The 21550-nt window shown below is 57.5% G+C and carries 20 protein-coding genes and 1 tRNA gene; 15 read left to right on the top strand and 6 right to left on the bottom strand.

Features of this window, described 5'->3' with window-relative positions:
- Nucleotides 1-381: 381 nt before the first annotated feature.
- The 4 genes from LYZ69_05195 (at nt 382) to LYZ69_05180 (ending at nt 3816) form a co-directional block, all read left to right on the top strand.
- Nucleotides 382-2145: a hypothetical protein gene (locus LYZ69_05195; GenBank protein MDV3277846.1), complete on the top strand. Its 1764-nt coding sequence runs from the start codon at nt 382-384 to the stop codon at nt 2143-2145.
- Nucleotides 2146-2594: 449 nt separating this feature from the next.
- Entirely contained in the window at nt 2595-2921 is a 327-nt protein-coding gene (locus LYZ69_05190) for a hypothetical protein (protein MDV3277845.1), read from the top strand.
- The gene (locus LYZ69_05185; protein MDV3277844.1) at nt 2921-3217 is read left to right on the top strand and encodes a V-type ATP synthase subunit F; all 297 of its coding nucleotides are present in this window, start codon (nt 2921-2923) and stop codon (nt 3215-3217) included. The genes LYZ69_05190 and LYZ69_05185 overlap by 1 nt, the downstream gene beginning before the upstream one ends.
- Nucleotides 3218-3255: 38 nt before the next feature.
- A complete protein-coding gene (locus LYZ69_05180; protein ID MDV3277843.1) occupies nt 3256-3816 on the top strand; it encodes a hypothetical protein in 561 nt (186 codons plus the stop codon).
- A gap of 33 nt (nt 3817-3849) precedes the next feature.
- Here LYZ69_05180 and LYZ69_05175 read toward each other — a convergent pair whose 3' ends face one another.
- Nucleotides 3850-4620, bottom strand: coding sequence for an SIMPL domain-containing protein (locus LYZ69_05175; protein ID MDV3277842.1), 771 nt, complete (start codon nt 4618-4620; stop codon nt 3850-3852).
- Between the two features lie 233 nt (nt 4621-4853).
- Between LYZ69_05175 and LYZ69_05170 the strand changes: the two genes are divergently transcribed.
- From LYZ69_05170 to LYZ69_05125, 10 genes are all read left to right on the top strand, one after another.
- Nucleotides 4854-5909, top strand: coding sequence for a hypothetical protein (locus LYZ69_05170; GenBank protein MDV3277841.1), 1056 nt, complete (start codon nt 4854-4856; stop codon nt 5907-5909).
- Between the two features lie 4 nt (nt 5910-5913).
- Complete coding sequence (pyrE, locus tag LYZ69_05165) at nt 5914-6531, top strand: orotate phosphoribosyltransferase (GenBank protein MDV3277840.1); 618 nt, start codon at nt 5914-5916, stop codon at nt 6529-6531.
- Nucleotides 6528-7445 (top strand): dihydroorotate dehydrogenase, encoded by a 918-nt coding sequence (locus tag LYZ69_05160; GenBank protein ID MDV3277839.1) that lies wholly within the window; start codon nt 6528-6530, stop codon nt 7443-7445. Before pyrE ends, LYZ69_05160 begins: the two co-directional genes overlap by 4 nt.
- A gap of 54 nt (nt 7446-7499) precedes the next feature.
- Nucleotides 7500-8174: an orotidine 5'-phosphate decarboxylase gene (locus tag LYZ69_05155; GenBank protein ID MDV3277838.1), complete on the top strand. Its 675-nt coding sequence runs from the start codon at nt 7500-7502 to the stop codon at nt 8172-8174.
- A gap of 458 nt (nt 8175-8632) precedes the next feature.
- Nucleotides 8633-9379 (top strand): hypothetical protein, encoded by a 747-nt coding sequence (locus LYZ69_05150; protein ID MDV3277837.1) that lies wholly within the window; start codon nt 8633-8635, stop codon nt 9377-9379.
- Between the two features lie 194 nt (nt 9380-9573).
- Nucleotides 9574-11139, top strand: coding sequence for a hypothetical protein (locus LYZ69_05145; GenBank protein ID MDV3277836.1), 1566 nt, complete (start codon nt 9574-9576; stop codon nt 11137-11139).
- A gap of 99 nt (nt 11140-11238) precedes the next feature.
- Complete coding sequence (locus LYZ69_05140) at nt 11239-13026, top strand: V-type ATP synthase subunit A (GenBank protein MDV3277835.1); 1788 nt, start codon at nt 11239-11241, stop codon at nt 13024-13026.
- The gene (locus LYZ69_05135) at nt 13023-14435 is read left to right on the top strand and encodes a V-type ATP synthase subunit B (protein MDV3277834.1); all 1413 of its coding nucleotides are present in this window, start codon (nt 13023-13025) and stop codon (nt 14433-14435) included. The genes LYZ69_05140 and LYZ69_05135 overlap by 4 nt, the downstream gene beginning before the upstream one ends.
- A gap of 2 nt (nt 14436-14437) precedes the next feature.
- Nucleotides 14438-15079 carry a V-type ATP synthase subunit D gene (locus LYZ69_05130; GenBank protein ID MDV3277833.1) on the top strand — a complete coding sequence of 214 codons (642 nt, stop codon included), beginning with the start codon at nt 14438-14440 and terminating at the stop codon, nt 15077-15079.
- The gene (locus LYZ69_05125) at nt 15076-15213 is read left to right on the top strand and encodes a hypothetical protein (protein ID MDV3277832.1); all 138 of its coding nucleotides are present in this window, start codon (nt 15076-15078) and stop codon (nt 15211-15213) included. Before LYZ69_05130 ends, LYZ69_05125 begins: the two co-directional genes overlap by 4 nt.
- Here LYZ69_05125 and LYZ69_05120 read toward each other — a convergent pair.
- The 5 genes from LYZ69_05120 to LYZ69_05100 all read right to left on the bottom strand — a co-directional run bounded on the left by LYZ69_05120 (nt 15203) and on the right by LYZ69_05100 (nt 20783).
- Nucleotides 15203-15436, bottom strand: a complete 234-nt coding sequence (locus LYZ69_05120) for a hypothetical protein (GenBank protein ID MDV3277831.1) — start codon at nt 15434-15436, stop codon at nt 15203-15205. The genes LYZ69_05125 and LYZ69_05120 overlap by 11 nt on opposite strands.
- A gap of 52 nt (nt 15437-15488) precedes the next feature.
- The gene (locus LYZ69_05115) at nt 15489-17798 is read right to left on the bottom strand and encodes an adenosylcobalamin-dependent ribonucleoside-diphosphate reductase (GenBank protein ID MDV3277830.1); all 2310 of its coding nucleotides are present in this window, start codon (nt 17796-17798) and stop codon (nt 15489-15491) included.
- A 161-nt stretch (nt 17799-17959) separates the two neighbouring features.
- Nucleotides 17960-20047 (bottom strand): ArsR family transcriptional regulator, encoded by a 2088-nt coding sequence (locus tag LYZ69_05110; GenBank protein ID MDV3277829.1) that lies wholly within the window; start codon nt 20045-20047, stop codon nt 17960-17962.
- Nucleotides 20048-20118: 71 nt separating this feature from the next.
- A tRNA-Pro gene (locus LYZ69_05105) sits at nt 20119-20213 on the bottom strand.
- 27 nt (nt 20214-20240) lie between these two features.
- Nucleotides 20241-20783, bottom strand: coding sequence for a DNA-3-methyladenine glycosylase (locus tag LYZ69_05100; GenBank protein MDV3277828.1), 543 nt, complete (start codon nt 20781-20783; stop codon nt 20241-20243).
- A gap of 339 nt (nt 20784-21122) precedes the next feature.
- Here LYZ69_05100 and LYZ69_05095 point away from each other — a divergent pair, with 339 nt between their 5' ends.
- Nucleotides 21123-21521, top strand: coding sequence for a hypothetical protein (locus tag LYZ69_05095; protein MDV3277827.1), 399 nt, complete (start codon nt 21123-21125; stop codon nt 21519-21521).
- The last annotated feature ends 29 nt before the right edge of the window (nt 21522-21550 follow it).

Here is a 21550-nt window from a genome sequence, read left to right as displayed (position 1 = left end):
GATTCCTCCCCAACAAGCGGCACGCCCTCCAAATCGATTCACGAATATGCTGGGGCTTCTGAAACCAACGTTACCAGAGGAAAAGTGAGCAGATCAGGCCTTGGCTCATGGAGGTCATGAGAAGGTCATCAAGCAAAGCAGCCAGGAGCATCAGAAGTAACCAAGTGAACCGAATAATCCTGACATCCAGGCGAGGGCCCCCCGCACGGTTCTACGCTCTGACTACGCATGGGGGTCGGGTTACTCATGAGATATTTTCTAATTAGACTCGTTTGTAGCAAATTTCCTGTGAATGGATGTGGGATTCACAATTTCTATTGGAAGACTCGAGTCTTAGGAATCAATAAATTCACCTTCACGAACGGCCAATGGTACTTGAGGGTGGACACTCAAAAAACCACCAAGTCAATCTTGGTTGCTGGCCTACTGCTCATCTCAAATTTCTCGTTCCTGACTTCGACTACGGCCGGCACAAACGCTCTTCCAATAAAGCACACAATCGTCATAATGGAGGAGAATCATTCGTTCGACAATTACTTCGGAACTTACCCAGGAGCGAACGGGCTCGGTGCCAACATCGCCCTGCCAGAGTCAAGCGGGTCAAGCAATCTCGTCAAGCCCTTCCACATCAATGGAACCACCGTTTCTCACGATCTCTGTCATGGGTGGGAGTGCGAACACGTAGCGTACCACGATGGAAAGATGGACGGTTTCGTCTACGCCTCTGGGTCAAACCTTACGATGGGATACTTTGACTACCACCAAATTCCATACTACTGGGATTACGCCACTCGATTCGTTCTCCTTGATAACTTCTACACATCAGTTATGGCCCCCAGCATGCCAAATCACCTGTACCTCATAGCTGGGCAATCCGGTGGTCTCGTTAGGCGGGTGCTTAATGCCAATTTCACTTTCAAGACAATAGTTGATGAGCTTGATCAGAATCACGTCTCTTGGAAGTATTACGCTGGAAGTCATTCTCAGCTCAACGGATGGAATCCTCTCCCGGGTTTTGACTCGTTCAAGAGGAACCCATCGATGATTAAGAATCTGGCCGAACCCAGTCAGTTCTATGCCGATCTGGCGAACAATGCGCTTGCTGATGTCACTTGGATAATGCCATCGTCGGATCAAGCGAGCGAGCACCCGCCTTACGATATCTCGTTGGGAGAGCGAAACGTCGTGTCGCTGATAAACGCGGTGATGAACAGCAGGTATTGGGACTCAACAGCCATCTTTCTGACATGGGATGAGTCTGGAGGCTGGTATGACCATGTGCCCCCGCCCCAGGTAGATCAGTATGGTTACGGTTTCAGAGTCCCCTGCCTCATAATATCTCCCTTCGCCAAACAGGGTTACGTAGACCACACCCAAAGCGACTTCACATCTATTCTCAAATTCATAGAAACTGTGTACTCTCTCCCAGCTCTGACAGATAGAGACGCATCGGCAAACAATCTGCTTGAAGCATTCGACTTCGCTGATGGGGCAAATACTCCGCTCGTACTCCCCGGGGTATACCTTCCTGATGTCTATCCCCTTACGTCCCGACCGAACAATACAAAGATGGTAGTGATAGGTCCGACTAATTTGACCAGCGGGTCAGCTACCAAGTTACCGGACTTGGCTATTATAGCCTTGTCCATAACTCCTCTAAACCCGGAGTCTGGTGACAACGTGAGCGTCACCTATACTATGAAGAATCTCGGCAGCGGTGACGCTGTAGGTTTCGCTGTAGCATTGTACCATAACTCTACGTCGAGTAACTATCGACGGGTTGACGCATCTGCGAACCTTTCGCTGAAGGCGGGCGAAACCATAACATCGTCTTTTTCACATCCATATAGGGTAAGAGCTGGGCCGCACACATTGACTGTCGTAGCAGATGATCTTGCTAGTTTTTCCGAAAGTGATTCTCAAGACAACGCTATGCTGAAGACTCTCTTCGTTCCGTTTCCCCACGGGTCGGGAAATTCTACCACCGCATCGGCAGCCACAAGTTCGGACGCGACGACTACAGTTGTGTACAATATTCCTGCAGTAGTAACTATCTTCACCGTGCTGATTGTGGCTGGGGCCGGTCTACTATCCTTTCTCCTCGGGATGAAGGCTGGGAAACTCTCCAAAGCAACAAGAGGTTAGTTCTTGGAAGATTGGTTTGGCAGTCGAATCGAGCGCCATGATTTCCGCGGGGTTCAATCCTTCAGATCCCACATCATCGTGCAAATCAATGATCTGGAATCATTGAGTTTGAATCGAACGACGAGTGAAGAAGCTCAACTGCTTGAGGGGGGCTTTCAAATATCATCATGAGCTTTCAGCTCACACTGGAATCCACTTTTCGAACCTATTCAGGCGCGGACCCCACCGGGCCCGCTGGTATCCGTCGTTAGGTTCCGGGCCCAGAGCGTGGAAGTATCTGGAGGGCAAGGGACTGATGTCTGATGGGAAGGACTCGCGGGTAATGAGATGTGCAAGCAACTTCTCCTTGCCGCGGGCTTCACTGAGGAGGAGTGAGCAAAGACGGAGACAACATCTCCCCCGCCCAACCTTTAATTACGCAACGCAGTGCCAGACGCGACAATCCTGCTATGAGCCGGGTAGTTGAGGACACGGTGAAGGCGCTCACGGAATTCGAGGCTGCCCTCGACAGGGTCGAAGCCGAGTCCACCGACGCAAAGAGGAGCATGATCAAGGACGCGGTCGAGTGGGCCGCGGCAGCAAAGAGCGGCGCGGTCGCCGAGGCGCAGAGGATAGCAGCGCAAAGGCTCGCCACAGCTAGGAAGGAAGCGGAAGCCGAGGCAGCTTCGATAAGGAAGGCGGGAGAGACGGAGATGAGGAAGTTCGAGGAGTCGATAACCAAGCGCAAGAAGGAGGCGGGCGAGCTGGTCGTGCGGAGACTGCTGGGTGAGAAGTGATGAAAGTGGTCGCTGTCGGCGGCAAGGCGTTCGTAACCGGCTTCGTGCTCTCTGGGGTCAACGGCGAGTACGCCACGTCATCAAGCGAGGCGCTTCAGAAGATCGAGAGGCTCGTCAAAGACCCGGACGTTGGCCTGATCATGGTGAGTGACGACGTGGCGAAGCCAATCAGAGACCAGCTGACGACCGTGAGGACGAAAAAGGCGGTGCCGCTCATCTACGAGGTGCCGGGACCCGGCAGCAAGGCGGAGAAGGTCGAGTACAGGGCGATGCTGAGGTCGATTCTGGGAGTCTGATTGGACTGAGCAAAGCTTCAGGCGACACACTACAGAAGGTGTCAAACGAGTTCGAGGGGGAGGTTCTGGCAGACCTGCAGGAAGGAAGGGAACAGTCCCTCGCCCTGATTAGCGCAGCGAAGAGGGAGGCAAAGGAGGAGGTCTCCAAGATTCTCGAGACAAGCGTGAAGCAGGCGGAAGCGCTGAAGAGGCGGATCACGGGCGCTGCCGAGCTGGAGGCGAGGAACGCCAGGCTGAAAGTCCTCGAGAAGGCAGTCAACGAGGCAGTAGCTGACGCAGTCTCGAAGGTTTCCAGGCTCGACGAGAAGCGCTATGAGGACGCGTTGGCTAGGCTCATTGACGAAGGGGTGCAGGCCATCGGTCCCAACGCCGTTGTCTCATGCAGTTCTAAAGACAGGAATGCAGTGTCTGAGTTGCTCAGACAGCTGAGCCGAGAACACGTCAAGCTGACCGCTAGCGAGGAGGACTTGAAGACGGCCGGCGGCGTCGCACTCGCGACTTCAGATGGCTCGATTCGGTTCGACAACACATTCGAGGCAAGGCTCGAGCGGCTCAGACCGACCCTGAGGAAAGAAGTAGCAGGCCTGCTGAGCGGATAGAAAAAAGACCGGCCGACGCCCCGAACCGGGGGTTCAGCCGATTGAGTAGACAGCCTGAACCATTGCGGTGACTGTCAGTGACTGAGGCGAAACTATCGGTGTTGCCGCTGCCAGCGCCGATACCGCGGCGAAGTAGACCGGCGAGGTATATGTGGGGCTAGACGTCGCAGAGGCGACGCCGGTGATGCTGACGCCCATGGCTGACGCGAGTATGTGAGCCTGCTGCGACGCGTTCTGCCCAGCCTGCTTGAGTGCAGTCTGCTGGGCCTGCTGGAGTGCGCTCTCCGAGGCAGTAAACTGAATTCCGTAGATTTCGTTTGCTCCCTGAGAGGCAGCCGTGTCAATCACCTGTCCCGCTCTCGCCCCAAGCTGGCCCAGGCTCTGGCCAGAAGCCACCACGGTCACAGTCACCTCGTTAGTCACTTGGTATCCAGTGACCTTCTGAGTCCCGTTGCCATAGCTCGTCAGCGGATAGATGTTGTAGGACGTCGTCTGGACGCTGCTGTTGCTTATGCCCATGCCCTCGAGCGCAGATATCACGTTGCTCATCGTGTTCGCATTCTCTTGGACGGCTGTCTGCGCTGTGGTTGCTTGGGTCAGCACCCCTATCGTGAGGGTCGCCCTGTCTGGTTGAATCTCGACCTGGCCTGTTCCCGAGACGGATACTGTCCTGCTGCTCGTGCTACCGCCTGTCCATGGCCCAGCTACGACTAGTGCATAGGTCTGGGTGGCCAGGAGCGCAATTAAGACGATTACGCCCACAGCTATCAGCGTCTGTGTTCCCTTGCCTGTTGCGTTGGACATCTTCTTCGGGCATACTATGAGATCAACATGGGATAATCCTTGGGTTCAGAACGAGGTGTTCTGGTCTCTGAACAACCCGACTTGAATCGAGGTGTGCGAGTTACAGGGCCGATTCGACTCCCAACAGGGGAACCGAAGGGAGGCCGACGCTAAAATTAACGCCACGACGGACAATTCGCACAGACTACGAAAAAAGTGCTCTAAAGCTTATATCTGAACTTCCGCTCAATTAGGTGCGGGTTCTCATCCAAGCCAGCGACAAGCCAACTGAAACCCAGGCCCGGAACGAGGCGTCTCCGGACCAGCTGACGAAAACTTTTGACCGTTTCAAGGTCTTTGAAGACCCGCGTCTTCAGGCCATCGCAAGAATTGAGGCGGCTCTTCTCTCGGGCGGCAGGAAGTATTTCGAGAGCAAAGGCTTCACCGAAGTCGTCGTCCCTCACATAACCAAGGCCACGGGTGCCTGCGAGAACATCAACACGATGTTCGAGGTAGACTTCTTCGGCGAGAGAAGGTACCTCGCCCAGACTGGCCAGCTCTATCTTGAGGTGCTTACTCCATATCTGGACAAAGTGTGGGCTGCGGGCCCGAGCTTCCGGGCAGAGTCCGACGTGGACGACAGGCACCTCGTCGAGTTCACCCTTGTCGAGATCGAGTTCATGGGGGGTTTCAACGAGCTCCTCAGGCACGTGGAAGGCACGATCACCTCGATGGTGGCGGAAGCGCTCCGGGCAAGGGAGGAGGACCTTAAGCTACTCGGGGCAGACATCGAGAGGCTTCGCGAAATCAGGCCGCCCTTCAAGAAGATCACCTACACTGACGCCGTCGAACTGCTGGCGGAGACAGGCGTCAAGTGGGGGGATGACCTGAAGAGCGCGCACGAGAAGCTGCTCGCCAAGTACTTCGGGAACACACCCCTGTTCGTGACGCACTACCCAAAGAGCATCAAGTTCTTCAACATGAAGGAGAACTCGGGAAACCCCGACTTGGTGGACAGCGCGGACCTCATCCTGCCGTTCAGCGGGGAGGCCGTGGGCGCTGCGGAGAGGGAGTACGACTACGAGAAGCTCACCAGCAGACTATCTGAGTCGTCGATGTTCCGGCTTCTGCGGGAGAAGGGAGGGACGCTTGCCGACTTCGGCTGGTACCTCGACTTCTACAAGGAGAAGGGAGGCGTCAGGCATTCGGGCTGCGGAATCGGCATGAACCGCGTGACGCAGTTCGTGCTCGGGGCTGCGGACATAAGGGGAACGACGACCTGGCCGATGAACAGGGAGTCGAATGCATAGGAGCATGGACAAGAGGTCTCTTGCCGCTGCCCTGTTCAGAATAGGGGCGCTGCGCTTCGGGAGGTTCACACTCACCAGCGGGAAGAGCAGTTCCTACTATCTGGACCTGCGCATCGTCCCCAGCTACCCCGAGGTCTACGCCTCGGTGATTGACTCCTATCGCGCCCTGGCCGACACGTTGGGACCGGGAGGATTCGATGCCGTCGCCGGGGTGGCCACTGCAGGGCTGGCCTTCGCTTCTCCGCTGGCCATGCAGCTGGGCAAGCCGATGGTGTACGTCAGGAGCGATGAAAAGAGCCATGGTCTCGGGAGGAGGGTCGAGGGTGCGCTCAGGCCGTCCTGGAGGGCGCTCGTGGTGGACGACCTGGCCACCACCGGCGGGAGCATCCTGTCCGCTGTTCGGGCGCTGAGGAGCCAAGGATGCGAGGTGGGTGACGCGGCGGTCCTTGTCGACAGGCTGGAAGGGGGAGCCGCGAAACTCGAGGCTGCCGGCGTCAAACTGTGGGCATGTGTCACGGTCGAGGAGATGCTCGAATCACTACTGGAAGAAGGCGAAGTCACAAAGAAGGACTACGAAGCTGCGCTGCGCCAGATGCGCAGCGGGGAGCTGACTGCGGATTGAGCATAACCGCCCTCGAGGCTACCGTGGGAAATCTGAAGCTCGAGAACCCCACTGTGCTTGCGTCCGGGGTCCAGGGCCCCTCTCTCCTCCGGACGTTAGAAGCGCTGAGGCTGGGCGCGGGAGCGGCGGTGACCAAATCTGTCGGGCCTAGGCGGAGGGAGGGATACGCCGACCCTGTCACAGCGACGACAGATTCTGGGCTCGTGAACGCAGTTGGCCTGCCCAACCCTGGGGCGGAGGCATTCGCGCGGGAGCTCGCAAGCGTCAAGGCAAGGTCGCCCCCGCTGATCGTCTCTGTCTTCGGCGCGTCCGGCGGAGAGTTCGGAGGCGTCGTCTCGGCTCTGGACGGGAACAACTTCTTGGCGTACGAGCTGAACCTCAGCTGCCCGCACGTCGAGGGCGTCGGCACGGAGGTGGGCCACGACCCGGAGCTTGTGGCGGATGTCGTCAAATTGGTGAAGAGAAGGACTTCGAAGAATGTCTTCGTGAAACTATCTCCGAACACGGAGAAGCTGCTCGAAGTAGCAAGGGCAGCGGTGGACGCAGGGGCGGATGGCCTCACGGCGACAAACACCGTAAGGGCGATGACCATCGACATCGAGTCTGAAAGGCCCGGCCTCTCGAACGTGTTCGGAGGGCTGTCTGGAGGCGCGATCAGGCCCATCGCCCTCCGCTGCGTGTACGAGTTACACAGAAGTTTGGACGTCCCGATAATGGGCTGCGGTGGGGTCTCGACCTGGGAGCATGCGGTGCAGTTCATCCTGGCGGGAGCGAGCGCGGTGCAGATAGGAACTGCGACGCTGCAGAGGTACGACATATTCAACGAGGTCAATTTGGGCATAACATCATACATGGAAAGGAAGGGCGTTTCGGGCTTGGACGAGCTGGTGGGCCGAGCCCACGAGAGGTCCTGAAATCTGTCCTTCAGGGAGAGGATACTGGCGTCCTCGAGGAAGAATGGGAGCAGGGTGGTCTTAGCCCTCGATTTCACGGACCCGTTCTCGACGCGCCTGGCGAGGGCACGCTCAGTGCTGGACGAGGTGAAGGGATCGGTCGCCGCCGTCAAGGTGAACCATCACCTGCTCCTCCCGTTCGGGCTGGAGGGTCTGAGGGACGTAATCGCCGCCTGCAAGCAAGAGGAGCTTCCTTTGATTGCAGACCTGAAGATGAACGACGTCGAGTCGACCAACCTCAGCATCGTGAACGCGCTCTTCTCATATGGATTCGACGCGGTCATAGCGAATCCATTCGTGGGATACAGGGAAGGGCTCGGTAGGGCAATCGCCGAAGTTCATTCTTTGAGGGGAGGGGTGCTCCTCCTCGTGTACATGAGCCACGCCGGCGCAAGAGAAGGATATTCATTGCGTCTTTCGGATGGGACGCCAATCTACAGGGTGTTCGCAAAGAGGGCCAGAGACTGGGGCGCGGACGGGGTAATCGTCTCAGCCAAATCACCGCGCAAAGTCATGGAGGTCAGGAATCTGGTCGGGGCTGCTTGCCTCATCTTCTCGCCCGGGGTCGGTGCCCAGGGTGGGAGCGCGAAGGGACCTATTCCCGCAGGGGCCGACTTCCTCATAGTGGGGCGGTCGATAACAGGGGCGACCAACCCTCGCAATATCGTGAGAAAGCTTAACGGGGGATAGTGTGGAGACGGTGGCCCACTTGCTGCGATGCGCCTGTGCGATTCGCCGCCGGCGTGTGCTTCCCCCTCAGCGTGCATAACGAACCGAGCCTCCTCGTGTAGACGTTCGCCGTGACCTTCAGGCCCCCGCAGAGGTTGTCTCACCGCTGCCTGACTGGCTCGTCTTCGAGCAGACGCCCATGCTTGCCACATGCGAGCTGTTCCATGCCGCCCTAGCGCCTCCTCTTAGCAGAGGAGGACTTGACACCTGTTGGTGCCTGAACCCACTTGGCCCTCGCCAGCGACGTCGCCACGCGGTCGACCCTGAGATTTCTGCTGCTGGCATCACAAGGCTTACGACTTCGGCAGAGAGATTCTCAAGACCTCGAGAGGAAGGCAGAGACGCCAAGACTACGGAATTCTCATAAATCTGAGACGTTTTCCTCATGCTTATATAACCACACGACGATTTCATCTTGTTTGAGTGGGGGTCTCCCTCTCATGATTATCGGGGCAGCACTCCTAGCTCTGGCCCTCGGTCTTTGGATGCTCAAGGGTAAGCTTGCTGGCATCAAGAACGCAATCGATATTGGATTCAAGACAATAGAGGATGGCATCACCACGAACCTCCTGAATCCCAACACCGGGCTCGACAGAGCTACCAACTTCCTGAACCAGACCGGCGGCACGCTAGATCAGATTCGAAACGACATAACGACAGCAAAGGGCGTCGTCGTGAACGACGTGGTCCCGATAATGCAGGATTCCGCCCAGGTCATCGGGAACGACGTCGGGCAGCCGGTGAAGAGCGTGGGCGGCTTCCTGCTTAACGTCGGCAACAAGATCGACATCGATATCCTCGGCGCTCACCCTCTCAGTGCCGTGGCTCAGCCCTTCAAGGACGCTGGTAACGACCTCACAAACATCGGGGACGAGTGCATCGACATAGGAAGCAAGATAGATGACGCGGCCACCAAAGCCACGAGCATCGCCAACTCCATGGACACCGTCTCGAGCGAAGTCAAGACCATCTCCGACGACGTCAAGGCGATAGTTCCACTGGTGAATGTCGGCCTGAGGAACGGCCTCCAGCAGGTGGTGAACCAGCTGGCCCAGACGAGGAACAACCTCGGACAGATCCTCCAGGTGGTGAACAACCAACTGCTCATTGGACTCGTCGTCGCCGGAATCCTGTTCATCGCGGCAGGTGTCGCTCTCGGCCCCTAACCAAACAAAGGTTCACCACTCGTTCAATTTCTGTCCTACTCGGCGGGTGAGCATTCGCGCAAGCTGACGTTGCGCCTTTCCCTGTCCCAAACAATCAAGAGCGGTCTCAGAGAAGGAAGAAGAGAAACGTCTCTGACTTCGCCAAGCTGAAGCTGGGCGTAATCGAGCGGTCTCGAGAATCAACTCTCGCGACGATGCCTGCAGGGAGCCCGCTGGGTGAGGACGCCGAAGTCTATGACGACGAGCTTCTCCATGAAATATCTGGGGGTTTCTCCGATCGAATCTCGGTCTTCCCGCTGGTAGGCGACATAATCAGGGCACTGGGCGGACTGCTCAGGAGGCGGAAGGAGCTAGACGCCGAGACACTCGTGAACCTGACCGTCGAAACGGTCACCACGAACAAACTCATCGCGAGGGAGGATGTAGCCAGGCTGACGAGAATCTCCGCAGTGACGAACAACAACCTTGTCCCCTTCATGAACGGTGGGCCGGCAGGCGAGTACTGGGATACCGCCCGTAATGGTTTCTACGAATGGATTGACAGGAGCAATGAGAGCATCATAGGGATTGAACTCGGCTTCAAGGCAGACGACTACGGTCTGGAGGTGAGCACCCGGCTCATCAACAAGAAGAAGGCAGACCCGGACGTGAGCATCACCCTGTTGATTGACGGTTTCGTTTCAATCATCATGCAGAAGCCGTCGACTGACTTCGAAAAGAACACCGTGGACATGATTCTGGATATGAGGAAGGTGGGGATTGACGTGAGGATAAACGACAGCCCCAATCCTCTGTCCAGCGACTTCTTCGCTGCTAACCACATAAAGCTCTGGATCTTCGACGGGGAAGCTGCGTTCTTCGGAGGCGTGGGGATAGAGACCCAGTTCCGCAAGATTCTCTACGACGAAATGGACCTCGTCCAGGGACCATTCGTCAGGACGCTGAACATGATCGCGCTCCTATTGCTCGCGAACCAGAAGAGTGCGTTGATCGACCCTACAAGGACGCAGGAGATCAACGAGCTTCCGAAGGAGAAGATACTCTCGCTTTTTGCCAAGGATCTGCCCATCGCGGGAAGTGTCACGCTGAAGCTCTCCATCAACGTTCCTGGTTACGTGCAGGACGCCCGGAAGGAGTACGCAGACCTCCTCTCACGGGACGACCTCGAAGAAGTCTACATCATCGCGCCCTACTTCTCGGACGAAAAGATAGCTAGGGCTCTGATGCGCGCCGCAAAACGGCTCTCGAAAAAGCCCCGATCGGGCACGGAACTCCAGGGTGACAAGAGAATCCACATAGTCTTCCCGACGAAGCAGGAGAACCGCATGATTGCGGACATCTCGAAGTACTACGCCTACAGGCTGAGGAACAACCCGGTGGTCGACACACGGCAGCTCTTCGTGCAGACCGACTCAGGGACCTTCAACATGTTGCATGCAAAGCAGATGGTGGTGGTCCTGATGGACCGGAGCCGCAACTGGACCAAGTACGTCAAGTTCGGCGGCAGCTACAACCCGGCCGGAAAGGGCCAGCACATGTGGGAGCTGAACGCTACTGCCTACAACGGCTCTTGGGAAATGAGCGACGAGGGTCCGGCCGCTCCAGCAAGCAACCAGATAAGGGACTACCTCGATGAAGTGATGAAGGTAGTCGTAGACAGGTATTCGGTCCCCTTTCCCTGGGGGGAGGCCGGCGTGAAGCTCTCCCTCTGGGAGCGTTTCGTGATGAACTTGGCTGAGACTTTCTGGTTCCTCACCTGATGGTAAACAGACCAGACGGGCAGTTGCTCCCCCCAGTAGACGAAAGCGACTAAGAAATATAAGGCTCGTTCGGAGCGGGCAACGAAATAGGGAATCGTCGTGGCAGTCAAAGGCAAAATCGAGTGGATCTCCGGTCCTGCGGTCAAGGCTTCAGGGATGTCCACCGCGAAGATGTACGAGGTCGTGGCGGTGGGCGAGGAGAAGCTCATAGGCGAAATAATCAAGCTGACAGGAGACATCGCCTTCGTGCAGGTTTACGAATCGACCTCCGGCCTCAGACCCGGGGAACCAGTAGAGGGAACCGGCCAACCACTGTCGACGACTCTCGGGCCTGGCATGATGGGCACCATCTACGACGGTTTGCAGAGGCCCCTCGACGTCATCGCAAAGAAGGCAGGCGCGTTCATCACGAGGGGCGTAACAGCGAACTCGATTCCGTTTGACAAGCTGTGGGAGTTCGTGCCCATCGTGAAGACAGGCGACGAGATAGGGGGAGGGAGCGTGATCGGGAAGGTCCAGGAGACGCCGCTCATTGAGCACAGAATACTCGTTCCGCCGACAGCGTCCAAGGCCAAGGTCAAGGACGTGGTGAAGGTTGGAAAGTTCAAAATCGACGAGACCGTCGTTACAACAGAAGACAAGAATGGTAAGAAGCTCGAACTGACGCTCTACCACAGGTGGCCTGTGAGGACCCCTCGACCGGTTCGCGAAAGACTCGACCCAGAGATTCCTCTGCTGACAGGCCAGAGGGTGCTTGACTGTTTCTTCCCGATGTCGAAAGGAGGGACGGGCGCGATTCCCGGCGCGTTCGGGACCGGAAAAACCGTGACCCTACACAGTGTGGCAAAATATGCAGACGCGAAAGTAGTCTTCCATATTGGCTGCGGTGAGCGCGGGAACGAAATGACCGAGGTGCTCGTCGAGTTCCCCGAGCTGATCGACCCGCAGAGCGGCAGGCCGCTGATGGAGAGGACGATACTCATCGCAAACGTCAGCAACATGCCCGTTGCCGCGAGAGAGGCGAGCATCTACACGGGCGTGACGATGGCAGAGTACTACAGGGACATGGGCTACGACACAGTACTCGTCGCAGACTCCACGAGCAGATGGGCAGAGGCTCTCCGCGAGATAAGCGGAAGGCTGGAGGAGATGCCCGCGGAGGAGGGATACCCGTCGTACCTCGCTTCCAGGCTGGCAGAGTTCTACGAGAGGGCCGGGAGGGTCAACGTACTCGGGACGCCAGAAAGGACTGGATCGATCACCCTGATTGGCGCGGTCTCCCCAGCAGGTGGAGACTTCACAGAGCCGGTCACGTCGCAGACGATCAGGTTTGTCAGGACGTTCTGGTCGCTCGACGCGAGGCTCGCCTATTCCAGGCACTACCCCTCTATCAACTGGATGACCTCATACTCCGGCTACATCGAGTCGGTCAGCAAGTGGTGGAACGAGAGGATTGACAAGGAGTGGCTTTCTATCAGGTCCGACGCCTACGGCATCCTGCAGAGGGAGGACGCACTGAAGGAGATCGTAAGGCTGCTCGGCCCCGAGGCCCTGCCTGACGAGGAGAAGCTCATCCTCGACGTGGCAAGGATGATCCAGATAGGCTTCTTGCAGCAGAACGCCTACGACAACACCGACGCCTACTGCAGTCCGCAGAAGCAGCTCAAGATGATGAAGATGTACGTCCAGTTCTACCAGGAGGCCCTGAAGGCTCTCAGGAACGGTGTCCCGCTGGCGAAGATCAGGGCGATGCAGGTTACGGCCCCGATGCTCAGGTCCAAGTTCGCGCTCACAAACGACGAGCTGGACAAGCTCGACGCACTGGTCAAACAGATGTACGACGAGTTTGCCTCGCTCTCCGGCGTCCAGGAGGTCAAGGTCAAGTGAGCAGGTCTTCGTCCGGGCTCGAATACAACAAGGTCGCGGAGATCAGGGGCCCGCTGCTCGTCGTCGATGGCGTCGAGAAGGCCGCATTCGACGAGCTAGTCGAGATCGAGGACAGCGAGGGAAGGAGGAGGCTCGCAAGGGTCCTGGAGACTGGGTTCGGCAAGGCTGTGGTGCAGGTGTTCGAGGGAACGTCAGGACTTTCGATAAGCGGAACGAAGGCCAGGTTCCTGGGCAGGACGATGGAGCTTCCTGTGTCTGACCAACTGCTCGGCAGGGTCTTCGACGGGCTGGGCAAGCCGCTGGACGGCCTCCCAGAACCAGTCGCAAAGAGCTTCCGCGACGTCAACGGTGCTCCGATCAATCCCGAGAGGAGGGAGTATCCTACCGACCTGATTCAGACCGGCGTCTCTGTCATCGACGGGATGCTGACTCTCGTGAGAGGACAGAAGCTCCCAATCTTCTCCGGCGCTGGAATGCCGCACAACAACCTTGCAGCGCAAATCGCAAGGCAGGCGACTGTGGTGGGCGAAGGCGAGGAGTTCGCCGTGGTCTTCGCCGCAGTCGGTGTGTCAAGCAGCGATGCGATATTCTTCCAGCGGACCCTCGCAGAGTCTGGCGCGATCAGGAGGAGCGTCCTGTACCTGAACCTCGCCGACGACCCGGCGATCGAGCGAGTCATCACCCCGCGCGTCGCCCTGACTGCCGCTGAGTACCTCGCCTACGAGCTGGGCATGCACGTGCTAGTCATAATCACCGACATCACCAACTACGCAGAGGCGCTCAGGGAGATCTCCGCTGCAAGGGAGGAGGTCCCGGGAAGGAAGGGCTTCCCAGGCTATCTCTACACGGACCTCGCGACTCTCTACGAGCGAGCAGGCAGAATCAAGGAAAGGAAGGGAAGCATAACTCAGATGCCGATTCTCTCCATGCCGAGCGACGACGTGACCCACCCGATCCCTGACCTGACGGGTTACATCACGGAGGGCCAGATCTTCCTCGGGAGGGAGCTGTTCAGGAAGGGCATCTACCCTCCGGTCTATGTCCTCTCCAGCCTGAGCAGGCTGATGGGCCCGGCGCTCGGCCACGTAATCAAGGAAGGCAGGGCGAGGGCTGACCACCACCAGGTGGGCAACCAGCTCTACAACGCGTACGCGAGGGCGGTCGAGCTGAGGGCGCTGGCAGAGATAGTCGGCAAGTCCGGCCTGACAGGTTCGGACCTGCAGTATCTGAAGTTCGGAGACTACTTCGAGCAGAGGTACCTGAACCAGGGCTACGACGAGAACAGGACGTTCGAGGACACACTGCGCATCGCGTGGGAGGCGCTCTCTATCCTCCCTCAGAGCGAGCTGACGAACATCAAGGAAGAGTTCATCAAGAAGTACTACGTCGCGGAAAAGTCGGCCGAGTAGGAATGTCAGTCGCCTCAGGCTCCAACGTACTCCCGACAAAGATAGAACTCATCGGCACGAGGAGGCGGCTCCAGACTGCGAGGAGGGTGAAGAAGGTCCTCGACGACAAGAGGGACGTGCTCCTCAAGAGGCTCGACGAGATGATCCAGCAGGCGAGCAAGGCGCGCGACGAGATATCGGAGCCTCTCTCCGACGCATACCTCGCACTCTACGACGCCTACCTCAAGCTCGGCCCGCTTAGGCTGGAGGGGATAGCAGCAAACACACCGCCGATGGTCGAGGCGGAGGTGAGCGTCAGGAGGGTCGTTGACGTGGACGTGCCGTCCCTCAAGCTCTCGGAGAAGGAGACGGGGATGACATACGGATTCGCAGATACGAACGTGGCCGTCGACAGGGCTTCTAGACAGATGAGGAAGGTCCTGCCTTCCATCTTCAGGGCCGCCGAGTTCGAGAACGCAATCTTCAGACTGGCAAAGGAGCTGGAGAAGACCCAGAGGCTGCTGAACGCCCTGGAGTACATGATCATACCCCGCTATGAGACATCGATCAGGTTCATCCAAGCCACCCTTGAAGAAAGGGAGAGAGAGGAGTTCGTCAGGCTAAAACATGTAAAGAAGATACTCGAGAGGAAGGCGGCAGCATGAGCGAGGAAATCGTGGAAGAGCAGTTCAAGTCCGCTGTCGAGAAGGTCGAAGCGGCCAATCACGAGGCTGTCGCCGAGGTCAGGGCGAAGGTCGAAAAGGCGAAGTCAGAGGCCCTGAGCAAACTCAAGCCTTAGGCGCGCTGGTCCTCGCCACAATCTTCACTATCGCTTTCGTGACTATGGCCATAGCCACCAGGAAACCGATCGTCGAGAAGATTATCGCCAGAATCGGCTTGGAATAGCCGACCGCGTCACCCACGTAGTAGCCGAGGTAGACTCCGAAGAGGACCAGTGGCGTGACAACCAGTGCTGTGACCACCATCGCCATGACCACAGGACTGCCTCCCTTCCGGCTCAAGAGAGCTTCCAGCGGCTAGTGGTGCTGTTAAATCATTTGCGAGGGCGCGGTGTCACTCACATTTTGAATATCCACAGTTACTGCAGCGATAGCATCCGTTCTCGAAGATCAGGGTGTTCTCGTGGCAGTCGGGGCAACTCGCTCCGCGGGCGGTCGCTTGCTGCTCCCCCTCCATTAGTCGGATGCTCGAGTCACTCGCTACCCGGTTAGTGACGAGCAGCTCCAGCGCCTTCGCGACTGCGTCTGGTATCGACTGCAGCTGCACCCCGTCGTCCCACGACACGTACTTGCCCTTGATCCCCTTGAGGGTGGATATGACGTTCCTGACGTCGCCCCCGTGCTGCAGGTAGAGGCTGATCAGCCGGCCGAGCGCCTCAGCGTCCGCCTTCTCATCGCCCCCCGACTTGCCTAGGGTCACGAAGACCTCCTTCGGCTCTCCATTGACGAGGTTAGCCGTCAGGTAGATTCCTCCCTGCGGCAGCTTCAGTTTGAGGGTCCTGCCCTCCATCAACCTCGGTCTGTCGAACGATGCCGCCGGCTCAGCGTGCTCGTCCTTCTTGGTTACCTTCTCTGTCTCCAGAATCCCCTCTCTGCTGCCCTCCCTGTAGATGGTCATTCCCTTGCAGCCCATCCTCCACGCGAGCATGTAGATCTTCTCCACTTCTTCGGGAGTAATCTCCTGCGCGAGGTTCACTGTGCTCGAGATCGCTGTGTCGATGTGCTTCTGGATGGTTGCCTGCATCTTCACCCTCATCTCCGGCCTGATCTGGTGGGCAGTCACGAAGTAGCTGGGAAGCTGCTGCTCGTCCGACACGTGCGTCGCGTCCATGAATTGTCTGACGAGCGGGTGGAAGACCTTGAACTCGCCCTCGCTGAGCGACTTGCTCCTCCTGGTGTATGCCAAGGCGAAGACAGGTTCGACTCCGCTCGAACTTCCGGCAAGTATTGAACCTGAACCGACCGGCGGGATCGTCGTGATGGCTGCGTTCCTTATGCCCTGCGACCTGATCTTCTCCTTGACCTTCCCGTCAAGCCTCTGGATGAACGGCTGCGAGAGGTGCTTGTCGGCGTCGAAGGCAGGGAAGCTCCCCTTCTCCTTCGCAAGCTCGGTCGAGTATTCGTAGATGACGTTCTTGATTCTCTCGAAGAGATGGTCGACGAACCCTATCGTCGAGTCATCGTCGTACTTGAGTCCGAGCTTGATCAGCATGTCCCCGAGGCCAGTTATTCCGACGCCTATCCTCCTGCTCCAGAGGGAAGCCTTCCTCTGCTGGGGCAGCGGATGCCTGTCCGCGTTGTAGTCCAGCACGTCGTCAAGGAACCGGACGCCGAACTGGACTGCCCTCGTCAGCGCGTCCCAGTCGATGCTCGCCTTGTCGGTGAACGGCTCCTTCACGAATGCGCTCAGGTTCACCGAACCGAGACAGCAGCAGCCGTAGCTCTCGAGAGTCTGCTCGCTGCACGGGTTGACTCCCTGCACCTCCATTCCGTTGTACTCCGTCGTCGACTCCCGCTTGATTGTGTCCCAGAAGAGAACTCCAGGCTCGTCCGACTGCCAGGCGCCCCTGACCAGTTGCTTCCAGACCTCCTTGGCCCTGACCTTCGTGTTCGTGTCCACTTTCTCGTTCTTGAAGTGGAGCATGAACTCGCCGTCGCTCTCCACCGCCTTCATGAAATCATCAGTGATTTTCACAGAGATATTTGCATAATTTACTTTCTTCAGGTCGCTTTTCACCTTGATGAAATCGATTACGTCTGGGTGGTCTACGCCGATTGTTATCATGAGTGCGCCTCTCCTTCCAGCTTGGCCAATCGTGCCGGTGGTTGTGGAGAGCAGCTCCATGAAAGAGACAGAACCGGAGCTGTAAATCGCGGCGTTGTTGACGGGGGCCCCCTTCGGCCTCAGCACCGAGATGTCAGTCCCGACCCCCCCTCCGTAGCTGTAGGTCCTGGCGGCCTCCTTGCACCACTCGAATATCGCCTCTATCGAGTCCTCCTTGATGCCGAAGAAGTAGCAGTTGAGAAGGGTCGACTTCCTCGGCTGCCCTGCGCCGAAGAGAATCCTGCCACCCGGCACGAAGCGCCAGTCTTGTAGGAGCCAGTAGAACTTGGTCGTCCACTCCTTCCTCTTCTCCTCGTCCTTCTCCACAGAGGCGAGCTCCGCTGCCACCCTGCGCCACATCTCGTCCGGCGCCTTCTCGGTCGGGAGACCTTTCGAGTCCCTGAGCGCATATTTTTCGTAGAACACCCTCGCCCGCAGCTCATCTCCTCCGAACGCTGCGAGGGTTTCAGAAGGAAGCTTTACTTCCCTGCTTACTGCAACATTCGCAGAGTCTCGTGGTTCTTCAACGATAGACGTCATAATCCTGCCGTTCACCTATTTCATCCTGTATATATTTCAGTCTTGGCTAACCAACCGTTCACAAAAACCACCTCGATTAGGCAGTAATGCATCGCATGAGACGCTTTGCAGTTAACTCTTTTTGACACGCTGAGAACGATTGCGGCCTCATGTCGAACATCCTAGACGGCTGTCGAGTACTGCACAGTGGCCACGGATTTGCAACGCTTGCACCTCGTAGCATTCTGCGGCAGCTTCGCACCGCAATTCCTGCAGACGGATATCGTCCTGTCTACCTTGAAGTAAGGTATCTTGGGCGTCGCGTTCAGGATTGTGTTGTAGATCCCCCTGACATCCTCGGCCGAACCGTCCAGCGTCACGGACAGCCCTCCCTGCAACCCAACCGAGAGCCTCGAGAGGTACTGCATCTTCTCCTGGTTCTCCAAGTCGGCTAGGGCCAACTTGGGAGACTGCGTGTAAGCGTTCTTCTGAAGGGGCTGAAGGTTCGCCTTGCCGTACTTCTCAGCGTCAAGGCTGGCCATCCTTACACCGCCGTCCAGGTCGAGCATCGCGGCCCCCAGCTTCTCGTTCTTGCTGGACTTCTCAGTGGCCACCTGGGTGGCTGTCTCTACTATCTTCTCAGCTAAAGCGAACCTGGACGCCGAGGTGGGGTCGCGTATCAGGCTCGCAAGCGTCTCGTCGAGCCCCACCAGGTTCATCACCAGGGGCATTGTCCCGGTCGTGACTGCGTCCGACCCTGACCCCAGGGCCGGGAGCAGCCCCCTCTTCAGCGTCCTCTCTATGAGCCTCCGCCTGGTTGTGAGCGCGTCTGCAGCCACCCCGATCAGCAGGGCGAGCTTGGCCCTGAAGTAGGTCTCGTCCTGGTTGGAGTCGTAGGCGAGTCTCGGCAGGTTTAGACTCAAGTTGTGCAAGACGCTTACGTTATCCGCTTGGAGTTCTTGGGGGAGGATGCCAGCGTTTAGGCCGAGAAAACTCCTGCGCTGGTCCGAAGAGAAGAACGCTATCCTGCCTCCGTTGAAGATTATGGCCGCCGCCTCCTTGAGCGTCTGCGTCTCGTCGACCCTATTCGGCTTAGCGATCAACAGTCTGAGGTCTGGCCTCGGCGTCTCCTCGGCGAAGCTCCTGTAGGCGGAGAGCGCTGCTTCCAGCGTCTTGTCCATCACGTCCCTTCCGACGTCGTCGTGTCTGTATGGGTTCAGTTCGATGCTGATCGACGGCTTCTCCGCGCCAGCGATCGGCGACCCAATCGTTTCGTAGAATCTCAGGAGGAGCGACTCGAGTTCCCTCTTGCTCTTTGACTTGCAGAAAGGCCCGAGGTACTGCAGGAAATTTCTGAATGCCATCTCCTCCGTCACTTCTCTGCAGAGTATCGACGCCATGTTGAGTACGATGTTGAGCGCCCTCTCGGCGTTCTCGGGACTGGGTATCATCGACGCGTTGAGTATTCTTCCTCTCGGGTTGATTCCCGCGCTCCTCACCGAGAGCAGGTCTACGAAGACAGTGTCCGGCGTCAGCCCCCACGACCCGGCGTCAGTGATGTGGATGTCGCCCGAGAGGTGAGCGTCTGCGACGTCCCTCGGGAGCTGCTCTAGCAGAAGATACTCGGAGAAGACCTGCTTGCCCGTCTGATGAATCAGGTTTTCGACGTTCTGCCCGTCGTCCCCCGCCTTGTTGAGCAGCTGCGTCACGTCATAGATTGGCATCCCAAGCCTCGTGAGCTTGTGCCTGTACTCTTCGAGACTGTGTTCGACAAGTAGCGCGTTCACTATTTCCCTGATCAGCGGAGCCGTGAGGTACTGCGTCTGGAACTTGTAGAGCCTCGACTCCGTTTCGCTCGTGATCTTCTGGGCCAACTCGACAGGCATGCCCGCCTCCTTGACGAGTGACTGCAGAATCTTGTTGGCGTTGAACTCCTCCATGGTCTGGTGGGAAGTCCTGACGTACAGCTTCCCGCTCTCGACGAGCGATTGCTCCTCAATCTGCCTGGTGAGGTTGAGCACGAGCCTTCCGAGGTTCGTGACCGTGTACTTCCTCTCTTGGCGGTTCAGCTGTATCAGGAGCTGCTTCACGAGCTTCCTAAGGTGGTACGCAAACTTCCCAGACTCCTTCTTCGACTTGAACCCTGCCAGAATCTTCAGCGCGCTGTAAGTGAGCGGGCCCTTGATGTTCAGTATCCTCAGGATCTCAAGCCTCTGCGGAGACGCAATGACGCTGTAAATCGTCTTGACCCTTCTAGGAGCTGCCTGCAATGCGCGCGGGACATCGTTGTCAAATGTATTTAACAGTACAACAACGGAAATTCATTTGGCTCTACTGGAAGTGGGGTCGCCCGGATTTGAACCGGGGGTCTCAAGCGCCCAAGGCCTCTCCTTGTCAACGACAATTGAAGCCTAGACCAGACTAGCCGACGACCCCACAAATCTCCTTCCGCCCGAGCCTTAGTTATGGGTTCTGCGCTCGAACGGCAGGTTTGGCCTTCGAAACGAATTTGCTATCCTTTACGAAGAACCTCCATTCGAGCTCTCTGCCCCTGCTGATGCCCACCCTCGAACTCGTGGCTATCGCTCTAGGGTCAACCTCTCTCTCGATGAACAGCCTCAGCGACCTGACAAGGTCCTCCCCATTCATCCTGCCATCGATTCCCAGGGCCTGCGTGAGCTTGGCAGGGCCGTTCGCAAGCTCTTCGATTCGAGTCCTACCCCTCCTCTTGGCCATCACGTCCAAGCCCTCCGTGGGTTCGAGGGCCCTGATCAGCACCGCTCCAGCCCTGCCCGGCTCCTCCGTCGTAACGTTCAGGCACCAGTGCATGCCCATCGTGAAGTAGACATACGCGTGGCCTTCCTCTCCAAACATGACTTTGTTTCGTTCTGTAATCCCACCGTAAGCGTGGCTTGCTGGGTCGTCCTCTCCGCGGTAGGCCTCTACCTCGACCACGACTCCGGCCAGCCTCCTTCCACGGAGAACTCTCACGAGGCGGCACCCCAAGAGTCTCTTCGCCAGATCCGGTGTCTCTCCTAGGAAGAAGGAGCGCTTCAGCCTGTCCAAGGCCGCAATCGAGAGATTGTCTCATTGAAAAACCAAGTCCATTCTGTCATTCTTGTTGCCTTGCATTCCACTCGCGAACCAGGGCTCAGCAGCATCGGTGGCCGCTACTGGCAGCCGAAGATAGGTCAAGAGAGCATCGGCGTAAGAATCGCGAAAAGGGGAGGTAGAGAACATACCCAAGGACGCCCTCCGATTCTGTTTTGCTCCGATCGAGGAGACTGGGGGGGTTTAAGGGGTTGGTGGAGATGGTGGGAGGGTGCCCCGGGACTGACGAAGCCGATGGACGCAAGAGAGAGAGCCGTCTGGGAAGATGCGGAGGGGAATCTCTCCGTCCCGACATCATTGGCCAAAGGGCGCAGCCCGCAGCTCCGAACCTCACAACTGGAGAGAGGAATCCTGCTTGACTACTGCGAAGGTGCAAGGAGAGACGGTGTGAACTGCGTCGTTGATAGGAGAAGGATCGAGGAGACTAGGAAGACTCGGAGATCCCTCATCTTCTACGAGACAAGAATACAAGGTCTTGGGAACATAGCGAGGGAGCTAGTGTTGACTGCTCCTTATAGAAGGAGCGAGAAAATGAAGAGGCAGGTCGGACGGTTCAAGCGCTTTGTTGGGAGAAGGAGGAAGCACATGACACGATTTGTTGCCGAGGCGAGAGAGCAGACCCCCTTCTTCTGAAAAGAGAAGTTAAATAGCGTAGCGTGAAA

It is taken from the genome of Nitrososphaerales archaeon, from assembly GCA_032906765.1.
GTDB lineage: Archaea > Thermoproteota > Nitrososphaeria > Nitrososphaerales > Gagatemarchaeaceae > DASPPF01.
Note: the sequence above shows the minus strand (reverse complement) of the source record. Positions and strands in the feature narration are given on the sequence as shown.